This window comes from Nibribacter koreensis (assembly GCF_039541795.1).
Taxonomy (GTDB): Bacteria; Bacteroidota; Bacteroidia; order Cytophagales; family Hymenobacteraceae; genus Nibribacter; species Nibribacter koreensis.
Genome location: NZ_BAABGX010000002.1, coordinates 909,110 through 924,111, shown reverse-complemented (window position 1 = coordinate 924,111; position 15,002 = coordinate 909,110). Strand labels below are relative to the sequence as shown.

12 protein-coding genes are annotated in these 15,002 nt (G+C 50.9%); 6 read left to right on the top strand and 6 right to left on the bottom strand.

The window, feature by feature from the left end; all coding sequences use genetic code 11:
- Positions 1-3: 3 nt before the first annotated feature.
- Positions 4-1,377 carry an oxygen-independent coproporphyrinogen III oxidase gene (hemN, locus tag ABD880_RS11200; protein WP_345165912.1) on the top strand — a complete coding sequence of 458 codons (1,374 nt, stop codon included), beginning with the start codon at positions 4-6 and terminating at the stop codon, positions 1,375-1,377.
- Between the two features lie 95 nt (positions 1,378-1,472).
- Here hemN and ABD880_RS11195 read toward each other — a convergent pair whose 3' ends face one another.
- From ABD880_RS11195 to ABD880_RS11185, 3 genes are all read right to left on the bottom strand, one after another.
- On the bottom strand, positions 1,473-2,000 hold the full coding sequence (locus ABD880_RS11195) for a CopD family protein (protein WP_345165910.1): 528 nt from the start codon (positions 1,998-2,000) through the stop codon (positions 1,473-1,475).
- Positions 2,001-2,133: 133 nt separating this feature from the next.
- Complete coding sequence (locus ABD880_RS11190) at positions 2,134-2,757, bottom strand: hypothetical protein (protein WP_345165908.1); 624 nt, start codon at positions 2,755-2,757, stop codon at positions 2,134-2,136.
- 3 nt (positions 2,758-2,760) lie between these two features.
- Positions 2,761-3,567, bottom strand: a complete 807-nt coding sequence (locus tag ABD880_RS11185) for a metallophosphoesterase family protein (RefSeq protein ID WP_345165905.1) — start codon at positions 3,565-3,567, stop codon at positions 2,761-2,763.
- Positions 3,568-3,816: 249 nt separating this feature from the next.
- On the opposite strand from ABD880_RS11185, the gene ABD880_RS11180 reads away from it, so the two are divergent.
- Positions 3,817-4,224, top strand: coding sequence for a hypothetical protein (locus tag ABD880_RS11180; protein ID WP_345165903.1), 408 nt, complete (start codon positions 3,817-3,819; stop codon positions 4,222-4,224).
- Between the two features lie 63 nt (positions 4,225-4,287).
- Complete coding sequence (locus tag ABD880_RS11175) at positions 4,288-7,158, top strand: FlgD immunoglobulin-like domain containing protein (protein WP_345165901.1); 2,871 nt, start codon at positions 4,288-4,290, stop codon at positions 7,156-7,158.
- Positions 7,159-7,263: 105 nt separating this feature from the next.
- On the opposite strand, the gene hemB is transcribed toward ABD880_RS11175, so the two are convergent.
- The 3 genes from hemB to rocD all read right to left on the bottom strand — a co-directional run bounded on the left by hemB (position 7,264) and on the right by rocD (position 11,690).
- Positions 7,264-8,244 carry a porphobilinogen synthase gene (gene hemB, locus ABD880_RS11170; protein WP_345165898.1) on the bottom strand — a complete coding sequence of 327 codons (981 nt, stop codon included), beginning with the start codon at positions 8,242-8,244 and terminating at the stop codon, positions 7,264-7,266.
- Positions 8,245-8,516: 272 nt separating this feature from the next.
- Positions 8,517-10,343 (bottom strand): rhomboid family intramembrane serine protease, encoded by a 1,827-nt coding sequence (locus tag ABD880_RS11165; protein ID WP_345165895.1) that lies wholly within the window; start codon positions 10,341-10,343, stop codon positions 8,517-8,519.
- Between the two features lie 105 nt (positions 10,344-10,448).
- Positions 10,449-11,690, bottom strand: coding sequence for an ornithine--oxo-acid transaminase (gene rocD, locus ABD880_RS11160; RefSeq protein WP_345165892.1), 1,242 nt, complete (start codon positions 11,688-11,690; stop codon positions 10,449-10,451).
- 951 nt (positions 11,691-12,641) lie between these two features.
- On the opposite strand from rocD, the gene ABD880_RS11155 reads away from it, so the two are divergent.
- The 3 genes from ABD880_RS11155 to ABD880_RS11145 all read left to right on the top strand — a co-directional run bounded on the left by ABD880_RS11155 (position 12,642) and on the right by ABD880_RS11145 (position 14,819).
- Positions 12,642-12,839: a C1orf53 family protein gene (locus ABD880_RS11155; protein WP_345165890.1), complete on the top strand. Its 198-nt coding sequence runs from the start codon at positions 12,642-12,644 to the stop codon at positions 12,837-12,839.
- A 110-nt stretch (positions 12,840-12,949) separates the two neighbouring features.
- A complete protein-coding gene (rpmB, locus tag ABD880_RS11150) occupies positions 12,950-13,189 on the top strand; it encodes a 50S ribosomal protein L28 (RefSeq protein ID WP_345165887.1) in 240 nt (79 codons plus the stop codon).
- 16 nt (positions 13,190-13,205) lie between these two features.
- Entirely contained in the window at positions 13,206-14,819 is a 1,614-nt protein-coding gene (locus tag ABD880_RS11145) for an aminopeptidase P N-terminal domain-containing protein (protein WP_345165884.1), read from the top strand.
- The last annotated feature ends 183 nt before the right edge of the window (positions 14,820-15,002 follow it).

The window sequence follows — 15,002 nt, the reverse complement described above, 5'->3', positions numbered from 1 at the left end:
CGTATGGCCTCTGCTTCCCTTCTCAAAAAATACAACGTGCCTGTTCCAAGGTACACCAGCTACCCAACGGTTCCTTTCTGGGGCGACCAGCTGCCGGCCACCCAGGATTGGCAGGACGTGCTGTTGCAAACCTTTACCGCCACCAACCAGCAAGAGGGCATCAGTCTGTACGTGCACCTGCCTTTCTGCGAAAGCCTGTGCACCTACTGCGGCTGCAACAAGCGCATCACCAAGAACCACGGCGTAGAGCCTATCTACTTAAAAGCGGTCTTACAGGAGTGGGACAAGTACAAGGCGCTGTTGCCAGAGAAGCCGGTCATTAGAGAAATTCATTTAGGCGGAGGTACGCCCACGTTCTTCAGCCCAGAGCATTTAACCCGCTTGATTGAAGGTTTGCTGGACGGTGCTGAGGTGCATGAAGACCACGAGTTCAGCTTTGAGGGGCATCCCAACAATACCACTACAGAGCATTTGCAGGCCTTGTACAACGTGGGCTTCAGGCGGGTGAGTTACGGTGTGCAGGACCTCTCAGAGAAGGTGCAGGTGGCCATTCATAGAATTCAGCCGCTGGAGAACCTGGTGCAGGCCACTGAGCAGGCAAGGGCCGTTGGCTACACGTCCATCAACTATGACTTGATTTACGGACTGCCGTTCCAGACGCTGGAGAGCATTGAGCAGACGTTCCGGGAGGTCATCAAACTAAGACCAGACCGCATTGCCTACTACAGCTACGCCCACGTTCCCTGGAAAGAGAAGTCCCAGCGCGCCTACTCAGAAGAAGATTTGCCCAAGGACGGAGAAAAACTGGCCTTGTATCAATTGGGTACGCAACTGTTGTTAGACGCAGGCTATGAAGACGTGGGAATGGACCATTTTGCGTTCCCTGAGGAGGCCTTGTGCGTGGCTCAGAAAGAAGAGCGCCTACACCGCAACTTCATGGGCTACACCACCAACCAGACCCAGCTGATGATTGGCCTGGGGGTGTCTTCCATCAGTGATCTGGGCATGGGTTATATGCAGAACGTGAAAACCGTGGAAGAATACTACGCCTTATTAGCCATGGGCGAATGGCCCCAGTTCAAAGGCTATCTGCTCACAGAATTGGATGCCCAGATGCGCTGCCATATCCTCAACATTGCCTGCCACGGTAAAACCACTTGGCTGGGTACGCCTGCGCAAGCCTTGATAGAGGAAAGCATTTACCCTGCGTTACTGGTATTGCAGCAGGACGGTCTTATTGAACTCACGCGGTCTGGCCTGCAATTGACCGCGCTTGGGAAGAACTTCCTGCGCTCCGTCTGCGCCGCCTTTGACTTATACTTAACGGCACCAGTGGCCGGTATGCCTCAGAAACCCATGTTCAGCCAGGCAGTATAGGGCAGAGGTGAAGAACAAGAAAGCCGTTTTTGGGCTCTTTTCTAGAAAAGAGCCTAAAAACGGCTTCTGCGTTTCTATTTAATTTAATTAATGAGTTACGCTTTTCTGAGTTTCTTATAGGCCATGATGGCCAGCATCAAGACCACCGACAGCGCGATAAAACCTACCACGCCCCAGGTAGCGTCCAGGCCGCTCTTCATGACCACCAAAAAGACAATGGCCACCAGAAAGAGGGTGGCTACTTCATTCCAGACTCTGAGCTGGGTGGAGGACTGTCTTATTTCGCCGCGCTGGTGTTGTTTAAAGATACGGTGGCAGTACAGGTGATAAGCCAATAACCCGACTACAAAACCGAGCTTCGCCCACAGCCAACCCGGTATCTGCGGGTAGTAGCTCAACAAGCTCAGACCCATGATCACCGTCAAGATAGCGGATGGCCACGTGATGCCATACCACAACCGCTTTTGCATGAGCGCGAATTGAGTTTGCAGGATGGATTTTTCGGGCTCTGGTTTCTGGGCCGTCTCTGCGTAGTACACAAACAGGCGCACAATGTAGAAGAGGCCCGCAAACCAGGTCACTACAAAAATGATATGGAGGGATTTTAAGTACAGAAAGCTCATAGACGCGCGGCTTTAGAGAAAGGCAGAAAGCCGTTGCAAAAATGGCAGATTAGGCGCAAGAAACCTATCCGCCCATTTCATAACCTGTAAGGCTTCGTTTTTGGCCTGATTTCCAGAAAACAGCCCAAAAACACTACAACATGTACCGCAGCCCGAAGCTCAGGTTGAGAATGTCTGGCACTGAGATGCCCGAGTTTCGGTATTTGTCCACGATCATGACGTCACTGGTGCCAATCTCGGTGTAAAACTCTGCGTAATGCGGTCTGTTCTTACCCGTAAAATCACGACCTATGGAAGTGCCCACAAACGGCAGAATGCGCGTAGCGGTGGGCCAGATGTAGTAGCCTTCTGGGTAGCGCGCCGGGAAGAAGCTCTCAAACTGTTCACCCACGGTCAGACTGATGCCCGCGCCGGCCCTTATCCAGCTAATCTTCACATCCTTAAACAGCGGCTTGGGGTTGGACTGGTAATAGGTGCGCAGGGTAAACGTGTGGTTGGTGTGCTTGATGTCATAGCCCGGCGTGAAGCCGTACATGATCTCCATGTTGGTTCTGTCATGCTTGCCAAAGTCAAACCCGGTTCCGGCAGACAGAAAACCAATCAAGCCTGCGTGTTGCAAGACCAGATAGTCTGGCGCGTACCACTTGTTTTTGGGTCTGTCTGTTGTGCTGTCTGTTGTATTCTGGGCACCGGCTAGGAAGGGAAGCAACAGGAAAAGAACGACCAACAAAGTCTTAGAGGAGTAAGGTGGTTTCATGCGCTAGAATTGGATTCGCTCTAAGGTTACTTTATTGCCTGCCACGGTCACCAGCATGTAGCTGCGCTTAAGGGCCGCGTCTACGGTCAGGTACGGAATGCCGTCGTTATATAGGTTTTCTAAACGGTAGTTGTGCGTGTGGCCGTGCATAGAGACCTGCACGTTGTACTGGCGCATGAGGCTGGCGTATTTCTGCTCTTTGTTGGGGTTGGCCTCTGAGTTGTTGGGCGCCATGTGCGAAATGACGAACTTGTTGGGCGTGCCAGTGGCGTTTTTCAATTCCTGCTCCAGCCAGGTCACATCCGGCACCTTGTCATCAAACTCCAGAAAATTGGTGTTCAGGAAAATGAATTTGTTTGGCCCGAAGGTGAAGGAGTAGTCAAAAGGGCCATACATGCGCTGGTAAAGCTTCTTGCCTTCGCCCAGGCAGTCATGGTTACCCACCACCGTCAGGTACGGCACTTTGAGTTTAGACAAAGCCTTGTGCATGCGCTCAAACTCATCTGTGAACGCGTAGTTGGTCAGGTCGCCGGCGTGCAGGACAAAGGCTATGTCGCGGCGGTTCATGTCGGCCACCATGTCCTCGGTCTCAGCATAATAACCCTGGGTGTCACCGGTGAAGGCAAAGCGCAAAGGCGTTGTGGCAGAATAAGCCGCCTCTAGCTCTTTGATTTTGTGCAGGTTTTCTTGGGTGAGGTTTTTATAATCTATGTTGCCCGCGTAGGGGTGGTAGTCTATCAAGTCACAAGAGGAGAGAAGGGCTAAGGAAAGCAACCACCCGCAGACCCGGAAAAGGTGTGGCAAACGCATAAAAATATAGGAAAAAAATATATAAACTGGCCAGGGGGAGCTAATCCGCCGAATTCAAGCAAAAACGCGCTTTTTGTTCTGCTGGATTCTGAACACCTACGCAGAGCCCCAAAAAAGGATGCGGTAAACTGCTTTATACCTGCACATTATCATTATATTTGTTTTCAGCTGATTTCTATGTGGTTGTCAAAGAGGCATTTCGTTTTCTTTTGCATGGTTCTCTTTTTCATGGAGACGGCTTGCCAACGCATGAGAGACAACCAAGAAGATACCCAAAACCAACCCTCTGGGAAGACCCTGGGGAAGTCAGCGGCCCGGCCCGTGCTACCAGACCAAGAGACCATTGCTCCAGGACAGGTACAAGTGGTGGTGCACGTGGTGAAAGTATTACCTGTGTTGGATAAATCTGATGCCGGCCCCTGCGGACAATCCCCCTGTCAGGCAGAAGTGCTGGTTAAAAAAATAATAGGTTATGGCATGGGTTTCACGGCCAACCTGGCAGAAGGGCAAACGCTTACGGTGCATTTTCCTATGACGCTTAAGGCCAGTGAGGAAAGACCAGCCGTTACCCCTGGACAAACATTGGACGCCAGGCTCAGTCAACCAGCCGAAGGTGGAACCCACTTTGTCATGCGCGGGTTTACCATTCGTCCTTAGGTGGGCACGGCCTATATAGTACCTCAAGCTTAAAACAAACAAACAAAACTCTATTCTTATTGCATGAAAATTACGCATCAGCAACGGCAGTTTGGAATGTCCAGTGCCTTGTTACTACTTTTTGGGGCCGTCTTGTACATGGCTTCCTTCTTGCCGGGGCCTTTGCACCCATCCAGTTATTCGTCAAAAAAAGGAGCTGCGCAAGCCGGGATTGACGCCCGCAGCAGCCGTTTGCACAAACAGGGCGCCATTGGATCAAAAGAAGACCCTAATGCGCGCGCCAACTATGAGTTTGAGCGCCTTAAAGATCCTTACACCGGCAGAATTCCAGAAAACATAAGAGAGCGCGAGTTAGCCTTCTCTTTGCGCATTCCAACGGCTGAGCAGATCATGCGCCAGAAAAGCCCCTACACCAAGTTGGCTTCGGCTAACTGGAGCCGCCGTGGCCCATTCAACGTAGGTGGCCGTACTAGAGCATTTGCCTATGACATCACCAACGAAAATACCTTGTTGGCAGGTGGCGTTTCTGGCGGTATGTGGCGCTCTACCAACGGTGGTAGCTCTTGGGCCAAAGTAACAGATCCAGACCAGTTACAGAGTGTAACGACGGTTGCACAAGACAAGAGACCTGGCAAGACTAATGTATGGTACTACGGCACCGGTGAGATTTTGGGCAACTCGGCTAGTAAGTCTGGCGCCAGCTACTACGGTAACGGCATGTTTAAGTCTGTGGACAACGGCATTACCTGGAACCCGCTGGTAACCACGCAGGTGCCTAACAACACGGCTTTTTATAATGTGTTCCAGTTTGTGTACCGGGTGGCTACAGGGCCTGCTACAGACATTGATGAAGTATATGCCGCCTTGCCAGGAGCCATCATGCGCTCTACCAATGGAGGTAATACTTGGAACTCTGTTTTGGGATTTGGGAAGGAAACGACGGAGTTTGGCAAGAGCTCTTACTTTACAGACATCACCGTTTCTCCTTCTGGCGTGAAGTATGCTGGCATGAGCCAGTTTTCTTCTGGCAATGGTACTTCTTTGACTAAAGGTGCCTATCGTTCTGTGGACGGCGTAACTTGGACGGACATCACCCCTGCCACCTGGCCAACTACCTATGAGCGCATCGTCATGGATGTTGCCAGATCTAATGAAAACATAGTCTATTACTTTGTTTATGTAGAGAATGCCTCTGGCAAAGAGACGCCTAATCTTTGGAAGTATGAATACCTTTCTGGTAACGGTGCCGGAGCGGGTGGTACTTGGACTAACCTAAGCGCCAACATCCCCATGCTAGGTGGCAAGTCTGGAGACTTGAACCTACAAGGTGGCTATAACATGGTGGTAAAAATAAAACCGGACAATCCAAATGTGGTTATTCTGGGTGGTACCAATCTGTATATTTCTACCAATGGATATACCTCAACAGCCGTTACTAAGAAAATAGGTGGCTACATTGCTAATAATTCCAGCTATGCCTTGTATCCTTCACATCACCCAGACCAGCATGAGGTAGCGTTCTCCATGACATCACCGTCCCGTGTATATTCTGCGCATGACGGTGGCGTGAGTAAAACGTTTAACGTGCTAGCCAGTGAAGTGGAGTGGGCCTCTCTGAACCGTGGCTATTTAACTACTCAATTCTATACGGTAGCCATGGATTTGAACACCACAGACAACTTCATTGTGGGTGGTATGCAAGACAACGGTAGCTGGTCAGTAGAGACTACCAATGAGACCAGTCTTTGGGAAGAGGTATTAGGGGGAGATGGTGCCTTTACGGCCGTAACTGCACGGTCTTTGCTGGTATCTGTGCAGAACGGAACAATCTATCGCTTTATTTTTGGGGATGACGGCGCGTATACCGGGCAATACAGCCGCGTGGATCCACCTAAAACCACAGGGTACTTGTTCATCAACCCGTACAATATTGACCCGAACAACGAGCACACGATGTATCTGCCAGCCGGTGACACCTTATGGCGCAATAAGAACATTGACGCCCTGCCAAGAGGCGGTAGCCAGTCTGCCACGGGCTGGGAGGTAATTGCCAACCTGAATACCAATGAGGTGATCTCTGCGGTAGGGGTGAGCAAGGCGCCAGCCAATGTAGTGTATTTTGGAACCAGAGGCGGTAAGATTTATAGAATTCAAGATGGATTGGCCACAGCGCCTACCAGAGTAGACGTGACAGGTATCAACTTCCCAGCCGGTAACATTGGCTGCCTTGCCGTAGATCCGCGTGATGCAAACAAGGTGGTGGCTACTTTCACCAACTATGGCATTGTGAGCTTATTCTACACTACCAATGGAGGAGGTTCTTGGACACCAGTGTCCGGAAACTTAGAAGAAAACCCCAATGGTTCTGGCAGCGGCCCATCTACGCGCTGGGTAAGCATCTTGCCAAGCACCAACGGCAACACCAAGTACTTTGTGGGCACTAGCACCGGTCTTTTTGCCACCTCAAGCTTAGATGGTCCTAATGTCACTTGGATTAGAGAAGGTAGCACGTCTATTGGGCAAGTGCCGGTAGACATGGTCATCAGCCGGACTACAGATGACATGGTAATAGTAGGAACGCATGGCAATGGTGTGTACAGTACCCGCTTTACTGGTCCGTTGGCGTCTGCTGAGGACGTAGACCTGGCCATTGCGCCTGGTTTAGGCCAAAGCTATCCTAATCCGTTCCGGAAGGGAATGACCACCAACATACCATTTACGTTAACCAAAACTGCACAGGTAAGCCTTACCTTGTTTGACCTGAACGGGAAAGCGGTGACTACGCTAGTCAACGGAAAACTGAACGCCGGCAGGCACGTTGCTTCTTGGAATGGGAAAAGCAAAGCTGGTCAGGAAATGGCCTCAGGCACGTATCTGTACCAATTGACGGTAGACGGCAAGCGCGAGACCAAACGCGTGGCCTATATTAAATAACCTACGCTTATAAGATTACTAAAAAGGCGGCTTCTGTACAGAGGCCGCCTTTTTTATGTAAATCGTTTTTGGCTTGTTTTGAAGAAAACAGGCTAAAAACGAAGATTATCTCTTCATGTACTGCGCAAATTCCTTGGCAAAATAGGTCAGGATGATGTCTGCACCGGCGCGTTTCATGCTCAAAAGGTTTTCCAGCATGATCTTTTCACCGTCAATCCAGCCGTTCTGAGCGGCGGCCTTTACCATGGCGTACTCACCGCTCACGTTGTAAGCCACAATGGGCAGGTTTGAGTTGTCCCGAAGAAGCTTTATAACGTCCAGATAGGACAAGGCCGGTTTCACCATCAAGTAATCGGCGCCCTCTTGAGTGTCTAGTTCTGCTTCAATTAAGGCCTCGCGGCTATTGGCGGGGTTCATCTGGTAGGTCTTCTTGTCGCCGTGCTTAGGAGCAGACTCTAGCGCGTCTCTGAACGGGCCGTAGTAGGCGCTGGCGTACTTAGCGGTGTAGCTCATGATGGACACATTGTAGAAGGCGTGCTTGTCCAGGATGTTTCTAATATGGGCCACGCGGCCGTCCATCATGTCTGAAGGGGCAATGATGTCGGCGCCGGCCTGGGCCTGGGCTAAGGCCATCTGACCCAGCACTTCCAGAGAGGCATCGTTGATGATTTCGCCGTTGTCTACTATGCCGTCATGGCCGTCTGTGCTGTAGGGGTCCATGGCTACGTCGGTGGCCAGCACCACGTCCGGGAACTGGCGCTTGATTTCTGCAATGGTGCGCAGGTACAGGCCTTCAGGATTTTTGCTTTCTAACGCGAAGCGGTCTTTCTTCTCTTCGGGGATGTTGGGGAACGGCGCGAAGGTCTTGATGCCCAAGTCTACGCACAGGCCTACCTCGTCCAACAGTCTGTCTAGCGTGAAGCGTGAGATGCCCGGCATGGACGGTATGGCCACGGTTTGGTTCTGGCCTTCGGTGACAAAAAGCGGGTAGATGAGATCCTGCGTACCTACGTGGTTCTCCTGTACCAAACTACGGATGACGTCTGATTTGCGGTTTCGGCGGGGCCGACGGGTTAAATGGTTCATAGCAGCTTATACGGTTTTGGGCAAGTGAGCCTATACGGGAGGCGGACTCGCTGCTGATTTAACAAAAGAGCCAAAGGATTGGTGTGCCAAGACTGTTATAAATCAAACTTGGCACGAATGACTCTACGCTGCAAAGGTACGGCCCTTCGTCTTGGCATGCCACAATTCTTTTAGAGGTGTTGTACGGCTGGCGTAAAAGGACAGCGCCCTCGTTTTTGGCCTGTTTTCCAGAAAACAGGCCAAAAACGAGGGCGCCGATCAGGAGAAACTATTTAGGCGTGTACCTGCTCCTCTGCCGTTATTTCCATTTCCTCTTCTTCTTGGAGTAAGGTGTCTCTGTTTAAGAAGTAGTAGCCATAACCCAGAATAAAACCGGTGAGCAGGCCGCCAACGTGAGCCGCGTTGTCCACGCCGCCTACCAGGCCCAAGGCCAGATTAAAGCCTATAAAAATCATGACAGACTTCAGGAAGGATTTTCTAACCTCTGGCGGGAACAAGTTGGTGGTGAGCAGTGCCACATAAAAACCGTACAGCCCGAAGATGGCCCCTGAAGCGCCTACGCTGACCGTGGCCTCATACCACCAGATGCTGGCCAGGCTGGCCGTCACCCCGCAGATAAGGTACACCAGTGTGTATTTAGCTCGGCCTAAAAGAGGCTCCAGAATCACCCCAATGCACAGCAAGGCAAACATGTTCATGAGCAGGTGCATGATGCCGCCGTGCAGGAATACGTTGGTCATTAATCGCCAATATTCTCCTTCCTGCAAAACGCTTGGCCTAAAATTACCCCCTACGGTATGCAAATCACCTGCGTTAAAATACATGAATCCCAAGCCTGCCATTACCAATACAGCAAACACCAATACGTTTAGGTACATAATGATGGGCGTTATCAGGAAGCCGTCAGCGGGGAGCAGGCCTGCCAAGGCTCTCTTTAAAAGCCGTCTAGACCATAGTCCTCTGGTGCGTTTTTTGCGCCGCTTTATGTTTGACAGCCGCACAATGGAGATCATCAACAACCAGACGCCCGCGCCAATGGCCAAGGAGTAGAAAATCCAGGGAAGCTTCTGCCCGTTGCGCTGGGCAAAGGGCACTTGATGCGGAATTAACAAAGGACCTAAGCCGGTGTGCTGAAACCCCGGACTTTTCTGGATACTGATCTGGAAGGCTTCTAAATCACTGTGGGCGGGTGTCATGCGCTCCATAAACTCAAACTGAGCCAAGTCTCGCTGTTCAAAATTAGCTTTTGATTCTTGAGCGAATTCTTCAAACGCCTGATCCTTTTCTTCGGGGGAGAGGCTGTTGCTGATGGTTTTTGAGTATTCCAAGGCCAGCCATCCGCGGGGAGTAGAAGAAATCAAAACCACGCCATTGCGGCCTCGGTCACCATACAACCGTTGCGCGGCCGTGTCTTTTAAAACGGTGATGGAGGCAATCTCATCCTGCGTAAGTCCGCCTACAGAATACGTTTGAGCAGAGGCTGCCTCCTGTATAGGTGCAGGAATGATCTCACCGTCCAGCACGTACAACGGGTCTAAGGGATTGGCTGAAAGAGAAGCACTGTCAATGTCTGTTTTCCGGGCTACTCGTATAGGGCAGGTGATGTAATAGGTAAAGACCAGGTTGCGGTCGCGCTTGCCAGATGTGGTAGTCTCCTGGAAGATGCCTGCGCTTTTTTTGTCTATGTAATACTCCTTGAGCGTGTAATATTTGGTGGCTGGTAGTTTGCCTATCTGCGTGATGGAATCTAACTGGGTGAGCTTGCCCGTGGCCGTCACTAGGTATTCCTGAGCTATAACCGTGGGCACCGTCATGGCTAAAATGGCCACCAACACATACAATGTAGGCAAGTCTCCAGATTTTCTTTTAAGATGCAGGAGTTTGATGCGGTGCCTGTACCAAAAGATGACCGCCAATCCAGACAAGCAAGCCGGTAAGACAAAGTTGGTGATGAATCCATTGGCCTGTATTAGCTCTAGCTTGATGAAGACCAGCCAATTGAACGAGGTATATAGAACCAACAGGCCAACAGATAAAAGAAGAAACGGCAGGAAGATCTGTGTGATCTTAACTCTAAAAGCGGTAGAGATAGAAGCCAAGGCGGTGAGGGTTAGGTCTTTCTAAAGATAGAAATTACCCTATAAAAAGAAAAGCCAATCCTGGGTGGGACTGGCTTTTCTTTTTATAGGAACTCTGTCTGTTATTTAAAACGCGGCCAGGGTTTTCTCTATGATGTCACAGCACTCATGCAACTGCTCTTCTGTAATCACCAACGGCGGTGCGAAACGGATGATGTCGCCGTGCGTTGGTTTGGCCAGCAGTCCGTTCTCCTTCAACTTCACGCAGACATCCCAGGCCGTACGTCCGTCTGCCGTAGGTTGAATAATCACCGCGTTCAAAAGTCCGCGGCCGCGCACCAGCGTCACCAGTTCTGGGTGGCGGTCTTTCAATTCATTCATGCGGCTTCTGAAGATTTCACCCAGCTTATAGGCGTTCTCCGTCAGGTTTTCGTCTTTGATCACGTCCAGGGCGGCCATGGCCACGGCGCAGGCCAATGGGTTGCCGCCAAAGGTAGAACCGTGCTCGCCTGGCTGAATGCTTAGCATCACCTCGTCATTGGCCAGCGCCACCGAGATAGGCAACACGCCCCCTGATAAGGCCTTGCCCAGAATCAAGATGTCTGGTTTGGCGTCTTCATAATCAGAGGCCAGCATTTTACCAGTACGACCAATGCCCGTCTGGATTTCATCTACAATAAACAATACGTTGTATTTCTTGCACAGCTCGCGGGCTTTGGCCAGGTATCCTTCTGAAGGCACCACCACGCCGGCCTCGCCTTGGATAGGCTCTACCATGAACCCGCACACGTGCAGGTTCTCTTGCAAGGCCAGCTCCAATGCGTCCAGGTTGTCATACGGTACCACTTTGTAACCCGGCATGTACGGCCCGAAGCCGGTTGTACTGCTTGGGTCTGTAGAGAAGGAGATGATGCCCGTGGTACGTCCGTGGAAGTTGTGCTCCACTACAATGATCTCGGCCTCATGCGCCGGAATGCCTTTCTGAGTATAGCCCCACTTACGGGCCAGTTTGAGGGCGGTCTCTACGGCCTCAGCCCCGGAGTTCATCAACAAAGCTTTGTCATACCCAAAGAGCTGGCACAGGTACTTCTCACAGGCGCCCAGTTTGTCATTGTAGAAGGCGCGCGAGGTGAGGGTCAGTTGCTGGGCCTGTTCAGTGAGCGCGCCAATGATGCGCGGGTGGCAGTGTCCCTGGTTCATGGCGCTGTACGCGCTCAGGAAATCATAGTAGCGCTTGCCTTCCACGTCCCACAAGAAAACGCCTTCGCCGCGGTTTAAGACAACCGGCAGGGGGTGGTAGTTGTGGGCACCGTACTTATCTTCCAGTTCAATGGCCTGTTGGCTAGAGGTAATTGACATTGTATCCATATGCTATCGCGTTTACTTTTGGTGAAGGGCGTTTCTTGCAATCAACCCAGATTTTATTCTGTACGAAGATTCTTTCTTCGTGATAAAAGTAAAGAAAAGTCTTTACTTCAGCCCTGCAGAAGGGATATGGTATATAAGATTTTGTCTATTTAATAAGGGAATAAGAAAAGACTTTGGGTGCCCTTCATGATATCCTACTCATGCTGGCCGGAACAGATGTCTTTTTTGGCAAATTGATTAATCGCTGATTACTAATGGTTGATCATTGTTCAAGAAGCGTTTTTAGGCTGTTTTCCAAGAATTAGGCTAAAATGACAATTGGCGCAGACGCTCACTGGTCCTGCCAGATGCTACGCGGTCTTTTGGGTAGTGACATTAGCTGATGGTTAATTGCTGACCGATTCATCTGTTGGTGTAAACACCCCCCTTAGCCCCCCTCAAGGGGGGAGTCTGCGGTTAGTAGAAGCCTTTGCCACTGGCACCTGATCCAGTCTTTCCGGCGAGTCGCCTAAGCAGGTTGCCGCCTCTGGCAGGACGGCAGTCAATACAGAGCAAGACGGGCTAGTCAGACAGAAGCGGCCCTACGCAGAAGAGGCAAGCTGGTACAGCGCGAGGCGGGAAGACGGGGCCTCGCGGCCGCGAGCGCTTAGCGGAAAAGATGAAAAGAGTAGCATAAGGGCACCGGATGAAGCGGCCTTGCTCTAGGAACAGCCAACGGAAGCGCACGGCAAAAAGTCACGGAGGTAACATCCGCGCCATAGAAGAGTCACAAAGCTAGTCAGAAAGGCAGTCTACGTTGTTAGTAATAACACCAACAACGGCGGGGGTAGTAGAGTGAGGCATCAACCAACAACCAGCAATTGACAATCAACCATCAAACCCGTTTTTTACCTAATTCCCAGAAAACGGCTCAAAAACGGATTTTTCCGCAATCCTACGTATCTTTGTGGCATGAGACCAAAGCCGCTCCCCTTGCAACCGGGAGACACATATTTTAATGAGCAGGGCTTGATGGTTTTTACGGAGCAGTACCACCTGCGGCGCGGCTATTGTTGTCAGAGCGGGTGCAAGCACTGCCCGTACGGTTACCAGAAAGAGGCTAAAAAAGAGCAGGATACCCCAAGTAAGGGTGCCGGTAAAACAGGATAAACAGCTTCTTTAGAACGAATTAAACAAAAAAGTTTAGCGGGGGCTTTGACATTATCTATCTTTTTGCGGATATTTGCGTCCCTTTTGTAATAAACGATACTAACGATACAATGGCACGAGTTTGTGATTTAACCGGTAAAAGAACGCAGGTAGGTAACCGCGTATCGCACGCCAACAATAAGACAAAGCGTAAGTTTTTCCCGAACTTACAGAAGAAGCGCTTCTACATCCCAGAGGAAGATGCATGGGTTACTTTGAAAGTTTCTACCTCTGCTCTTCGTACCATCTCTAAGAATGGTATCTCTGCCGTATTGAAGAAAGCAAAAGACGAAGGATACATCGTTTACTAGTTAGCATATGAAAAGCATGCGGCACTTATGGTTTTTACTGCTAGTGTCGCTTCCGCTTGGAGCGATGGGGCAGTCAATGGCTTCCTCTCAAAAGCCCACGGACTTTTTAACCAAAGAATTTCACCGGCAACGGAGAGAGCAACTGCGGCAACTGCTGCCGGCTCGCTCCGTTGCCGTTTTCTTTTCTGCCCCGGTAAGAAACCGCGCCAATGACGTGGACTTCCATTACCACCAGAACCCCGACTTCTACTACCTGACTGGGTATAAAGAGCCCAACTCCGTTTTGCTGGTGTTTTCAGAGAACCAGACTATAAACGGACAAAGCACCAATGAAGTAGTCTTCGCGCAGCCCCGCAACCCGCAGGCAGAGTCCTGGAACGGCAAGCGCCTGGGCACCGACGGCGTGAAACAGCAACTGGGCTTTGCCGTGTCTCTGCCGAACACAGACTTCGCCGCCTTTAAACTGGATACTGCCAACCTACAGCAAGTGCTATTCTTTGAGTTGCCGCATGACGTGCGCAATGAAGCCAGAGACCGCAGTGACCTGTATGATTTGTTAGCGCAGTTCAAGCAGAAAATAGGCCTACGCGAAGGCAAGAGCCTAGACCACCAGGAGATTTTTAGTGCCATCAGGCAGTATGATGCGCAGGCTGGGGCTCAGGTACAGCAGGAAGTAAAGCGCCAGATGGAGGCCAACCCCGCGCTTGCCAACAATGCCATCTTGAAAGCCTACGTAGCCGCCAAGGACGCACCCGCCAGAGCCGCCGTAGTCGCCAGCATCCCGAAGGAGAAACTAGATATGTCTTCGCTGGAAGGCGTCCTTAACCAGCTTCGTGAAGAAAAGACCGCAGAAGAACTGGTGCTGTTGCGCAAAGCCGTGGCCATGTCTGCCATTGGGCAACTGGAGGTTATGAAGGCCATGCAACCCGGCATGTCTGAAATGGAAGTGCAAGGAATTCACGAATACGTCTACAAGAAATACGGCGCCGAATATGAAGGCTATCCGTCTATTGTGGGCGCCGGCAACAACGGTTGTATCCTGCATTACACAGAAAACGACCGTCCTAAGCTGAACAATGATTTGGTGTTGATGGACTTGGGCGCCGAGTATCATGGCTACACCGCAGACGTGACCCGCACCATTCCGGCCAACGGTAAGTTCTCTCCAGAGCAGAAGCAAATCTATGAACTGGTGTACGCCGCCCAAGAAGCCGGTTTTCAGCAGTGCAAAGTGGGTAACGCATTCCAGGCGCCTAATGAGGCCGCTCAGAAAGTAATGGCCGAGGGTTTGATTAAACTAGGCATCATCAAGAAGCCAGAAGAGGCCCGTCGCTATACCATGCACGGGGTGTCCCATTACTTGGGACTAGACGTGCACGATAGAGGCGCTTACGGGCCGTTTAAACACAACACGGTCATTACTGTGGAGCCAGGCATCTATATTCCGGAAGGAAGCCCTGTAGACAAGAAGTGGTGGGGCATAGGCGTACGCATTGAAGACGATATCCTCATCACCAACACTGGCTGGGAAAACCTATCAAAAGGGGCGCCTAGGACCGTGAAAGACATTGAAGCCACCATGGCCCAGCCTAGTGCCTTGGATGACTTTAAGTTGCCGGTCTTAAAGTAAGAGAATTAATTGCTCCGTTTTTAGCCTCTTTTAGCAGAAATAGCGCAAAAATGGTAGCTTTGCAAAAGGTTGGGGAGCCGGGCCGTGGGCATTTGGTGATACTTGACTAAAAAAGAAGTATCGTATTTGTAATTAAGTAACTAAGGCTGTATATTTGCAGTCCTAAATAAAAAATCAACTTCG

What these genes read in the sequence shown, in the direction of transcription:
- hemN (WP_345165912.1), top strand. Translation starts at nt 4, where the DNA reads ATGGCCTCTGCTTCCCTTCTCAAAAAATACAACGTGCCTGTTCCAAGG.
- ABD880_RS11195 (WP_345165910.1), bottom strand. Translation starts at nt 2,000, where the DNA reads ATGAGCTTTCTGTACTTAAAATCCCTCCATATCATTTTTGTAGTGACC.
- ABD880_RS11190 (WP_345165908.1), bottom strand. Translation starts at nt 2,757, where the DNA reads ATGAAACCACCTTACTCCTCTAAGACTTTGTTGGTCGTTCTTTTCCTG.
- ABD880_RS11185 (WP_345165905.1), bottom strand. Translation starts at nt 3,567, where the DNA reads ATGCGTTTGCCACACCTTTTCCGGGTCTGCGGGTGGTTGCTTTCCTTA.
- ABD880_RS11180 (WP_345165903.1), top strand. Translation starts at nt 3,817, where the DNA reads ATGAGAGACAACCAAGAAGATACCCAAAACCAACCCTCTGGGAAGACC.
- ABD880_RS11175 (WP_345165901.1), top strand. Translation starts at nt 4,288, where the DNA reads ATGAAAATTACGCATCAGCAACGGCAGTTTGGAATGTCCAGTGCCTTG.
- hemB (WP_345165898.1), bottom strand. Translation starts at nt 8,244, where the DNA reads ATGAACCATTTAACCCGTCGGCCCCGCCGAAACCGCAAATCAGACGTC.
- rocD (WP_345165892.1), bottom strand. Translation starts at nt 11,690, where the DNA reads ATGGATACAATGTCAATTACCTCTAGCCAACAGGCCATTGAACTGGAA.
- ABD880_RS11155 (WP_345165890.1), top strand. Translation starts at nt 12,642, where the DNA reads ATGAGACCAAAGCCGCTCCCCTTGCAACCGGGAGACACATATTTTAAT.
- rpmB (WP_345165887.1), top strand. Translation starts at nt 12,950, where the DNA reads ATGGCACGAGTTTGTGATTTAACCGGTAAAAGAACGCAGGTAGGTAAC.
- ABD880_RS11145 (WP_345165884.1), top strand. Translation starts at nt 13,206, where the DNA reads ATGCGGCACTTATGGTTTTTACTGCTAGTGTCGCTTCCGCTTGGAGCG.